This is a genomic window from Streptomyces zinciresistens K42 (genome assembly GCF_000225525.1).
GTDB classification, from domain to species: Bacteria; Actinomycetota; Actinomycetes; order Streptomycetales; family Streptomycetaceae; genus Streptomyces; species Streptomyces zinciresistens.
Genome location: NZ_AGBF01000361.1, coordinates 1 through 3,554, shown reverse-complemented (window position 1 = coordinate 3,554; position 3,554 = coordinate 1). Strand labels below are relative to the sequence as shown.

The 3,554-nt window shown below is 75.1% G+C and carries 3 protein-coding genes; 1 reads left to right on the top strand and 2 read right to left on the bottom strand.

Annotated elements, in window-relative coordinates:
* Positions 1-98: 98 nt before the first annotated feature.
* Both SZN_RS36275 and SZN_RS36270 read right to left on the bottom strand, forming a co-directional pair.
* Positions 99-476, bottom strand: coding sequence for a hypothetical protein (locus SZN_RS36275; RefSeq protein WP_007505518.1), 378 nt, complete (start codon positions 474-476; stop codon positions 99-101).
* Between the two features lie 3 nt (positions 477-479).
* Positions 480-725: a hypothetical protein gene (locus SZN_RS36270; protein WP_043735103.1), complete on the bottom strand. Its 246-nt coding sequence runs from the start codon at positions 723-725 to the stop codon at positions 480-482.
* A 263-nt stretch (positions 726-988) separates the two neighbouring features.
* Here SZN_RS36270 and SZN_RS36265 point away from each other — a divergent pair, with 263 nt between their 5' ends.
* Positions 989-3,370, top strand: a complete 2,382-nt coding sequence (locus SZN_RS36265) for a SpoIIE family protein phosphatase (protein WP_007505514.1) — start codon at positions 989-991, stop codon at positions 3,368-3,370.
* Positions 3,371-3,554: the final 184 nt, after the last annotated feature.

Sequence of the window (3,554 nt, the reverse complement as noted above, 5' to 3'; positions counted from 1 at the left end):
AGGCCGGGAGCCCGGTGGCGGCTCCCCGCCGCGCGGCCGCCGTCCCTTCCTCCCGCCGCCGGCCGGCGGCTCCGGCGGCGGGAGGGACGGCGGGGAGGTCAGATCTGCCAGGAGCGCAGCCGGTCGGCGGTGCCGTACACATCGGTCGTGCCGGAGATCAGGTCGCGGGCGAGGTCGACCAGCGCGCCGTAGGGCGGGTCGATGCCGACGCCGCTGACGAACATGTACGCCACCGCCGCGGAGCAGGCGAACCGGGCGTTCGCCGACGGCAGCGGCTTGAGCAGGGCGAGGGTGTGCAGCAGCGCGGCGGCCCGCCAGGCGGGGTCGGAGTCGACACCGAGCCGGGGCGGGTCGACCCGGTGCCGGGCGACGGCGGCGACCAGTGCCGAGAAGTCGTTGACGGTGGGCTGGTCCGGCAGCACTTCCTCATGGCGCTGGAGCAGCCAGGGCACGTCGATGTGGAGGACGGGTGCCATCGGTCAGGCGGCCCGTCCCTCACCCCGGGCGTGCGGTTCGTCCTCCGGGAACGCGGCCGCGAACTCGTCCGCGTGCGCCGCGAAGAACCGGCGGAACGCCTCGGCGCCCTCCTGGAGCGCCCGGTGCCGCGCTATGTCGGCCGCGGCGGCCTCCCGCACGAGCGCCTTCATCGACGTACCGCGTTCCTTGGCGATCTGCCGCAGGTCCTCTAGCTCGCGGTCGCTGAACTCCACATTCAGAGCTGGCATGTCCTTCACGGTACCGCTCGGGTACTCACGCGTAAATACACGCAGGTCAGGCCGGAGACACGCCGGTACCCGGCAGCCCTGACCGGCCGGGCGGAGGCGGCGTCAGCGGCGCAGGAGCCCCGTGCCGGGGCCGGGTCGCGGGCGGTCCCGGCGGGGGGCGGTGCCCCCGCGCCCCGCGCATCGCCCCCGCCACGCGCGAAGCACTACGCTGGAGCCGAAGTGACACGCTCGTTCACCGTGAGTGTGCGCGTGGGAGAGCCGCCATGAGCCGGGAGTATCCGTTCGACGAGGCCGCGACGGCCCGAGCGGTCGTCGACGCCAGCGGCGTGCTCGTCGAGTGGAACGCCGGGGCGGAGCGGCTGCTGGGCCACCGCGCCGCCGACGTAGTGGGGCGCCCCGCGCTCGACCTGCTCGCCGACGGGCAGCGGACCGGCCCCGGCGCACCGCGGGGCGACCGCTGGGACGGCGTCCTCACCCTGCGCCGGCGCGACGGCGGCGAGGAGCACGTGTGGCTGCTCGCCCATCGCGTCCGCGCGGCCGGGGGCGGTCCGGACCGCTGGCTCGTGGTCACCCCGCTCGACGCGGACGGCCCGCGCCCGCCCGGTGACCCGCTGGACCACGTCGGCCTGCTGGACTCCCCCTGCGCCATCGCGATCTACGACGACCGGCTGCGGCTGCGCCGGATGAACACGGGCATGGCGGAGATCCTCGGCCTCGCCGAGGAGCAGGCGCGCGGTCTGCGCGCGCCGGAGCTGACCGGGAGGCCGCAGAGCCGGGAGTTCGAGCGCCATCTGCTGCGCGTGCTCACCACGGGCCTCGCCACCGACGTCCGTACGTACGTGCCGGTCGGGAACGAGCGGACCTACGCGTGGCTCGCCCGGATGGCCCCGGTCACCGACGCCAAGGGCCGGGTGCGCGGGGTGTCCGTCGCCGCGCACGACTTCACCGACCAGTACGCCGCCCGGGAGCGGCTGCAATTGGTGAACGAGGCCAGCGTCCGCATCGGCACCACCCTCGACGTGACGGCGACGGCCCAGGAGCTGGCGGACATCTGCGTGCCCGCGCTCGCCGACTTCATCAGCGTCGACCTGCTGGACCCGCCCGAGCACGGCGACTCCCCCGCCGGGGCGCCCGCCGCCCCGGTGACCCTGCGGCGCACGGCCCACCGCTCGGTGCACGCGGACAGCCCGGAGGCGGTGGTCGCACCGGGCCGCGTGGACGTCTACCCCTCCCCCTCGCCCCAGGCCGCCGCGCTGCTGGCGGGCCACACCATCGTGGCGTCGGTCTCGACCGGCGACCTGGAGGAGTGGCTCTCCTGGGACCGGGCGCGCGCCGAGCGGATCAAGGAGTACGGCATCCACACCAGCATGTCCGTGCCGATCCAGGCCCGCGGCACCACGCTCGGCGTCGCGGTGCTCACCCGCTTCCGCAACCCGGAGGGGTTCACCCCCGACGACATCCTGCTCGCCGAGGAGATCACCGCCCGTGCCGCCGTCTGCATCGACAACGCCCGCCGCTACTCGCGGGAGCGGGAGACGGCGATCGCCCTCCAGCGCAGCCTGCTGCCCCGCTCCCTGCCGCGCACCGCGGCGCTGGAGGCGGCCTCCCGCTATCTGCCGGCGGCCCGCTCCGGCGTGGGCGGCGACTGGTTCGACGTGATCCCGCTGTCGGGGATGCGGGTGGCGATGGTCGTGGGGGACGTCGTCGGGCACGGCATCCAGGCGTCGGCCACCATGGGCCGGCTGCGCACCGCCGTGCGCACCCTTGCCGACATCGACCTCGCCCCCGACGAACTCCTCACCCACCTCGACGACCTGGTCGTGCGGCTGTCGGAGGAGGCGGGCACCGAGGGGGGCTCGGGCGAGGTCGGCGCCACCTGCCTGTACGCGGTCTACGACCCGGTCGCACGGCGCTGCACGCTGGCCCGTGCGGGGCATCCCTCACCCGTCGTGATGCCGCCCGGCGGCTCCCCGCGGGAGGTCGTGCTGCCCGCCGGACCACCACTGGGGCTGGGCGGACTGCCGTTCGAGTCCGCCGAGATCGAACTGGCGGAGGGCACCGTGCTCGCCCTGTACACCGACGGGCTGATCGAGACACGGGAGCGCGACGCCGACGCCGGTCTCGCGCTGCTGCGCGAGGCGCTGGCGCGGGACGCCGGCTCCCTGGAGGAGACCTGCGACCGCGTCCTGCGCTCGCTGCTCCCGCCCGGCGGCGTCGCGGACGACGTGGCGCTGCTGCTGGCCCGCACCCAGGGGCTGCCCTCCACGCGCGTCGCGACCTGGGACATCCCGGCCGACCCCGCGCTCGTGGCAGCCGTCCGCAAGCAGGTCGTGGAGCAGTTGGAGGTGTGGCGGCTGACCGAGGCGTCGTTCACGGCGGAACTGGTGGTGAGCGAACTCGTCACCAACGCCATCCGCTACGGCAACCACCCCATCCGGCTCCGGCTGATCCACGACGCGACCACGCTGATCTGCGAGGTGTCCGACACCAGTCACACCGCGCCGCATCTGCGCCGCGCGAAGACGTTCGACGAGGGCGGCCGGGGGCTGCTGCTGGTCGCCCAGCTGACCCAGCGCTGGGGCAGCCGGCACACCGCGGACGGCAAGACGATCTGGGCGGAGATCAGCCTGCTGGACGAGGGGTGAGTACTCCCCCGGAAATCGGGGATTCCTGACAGACATGGGACGTGTACGGACTTCTCCCCCCGCATCCGCTCGACGCCGGGCGGCGCTGGCGGCGGGCGCGGCGGCGCTCCTGACCGCGCTGGCCGCCTGCGCGCAAGGCGGCGGTTCCTCCGCCGCCGCGGGGACGTCCCGGCCGGCCCCGACG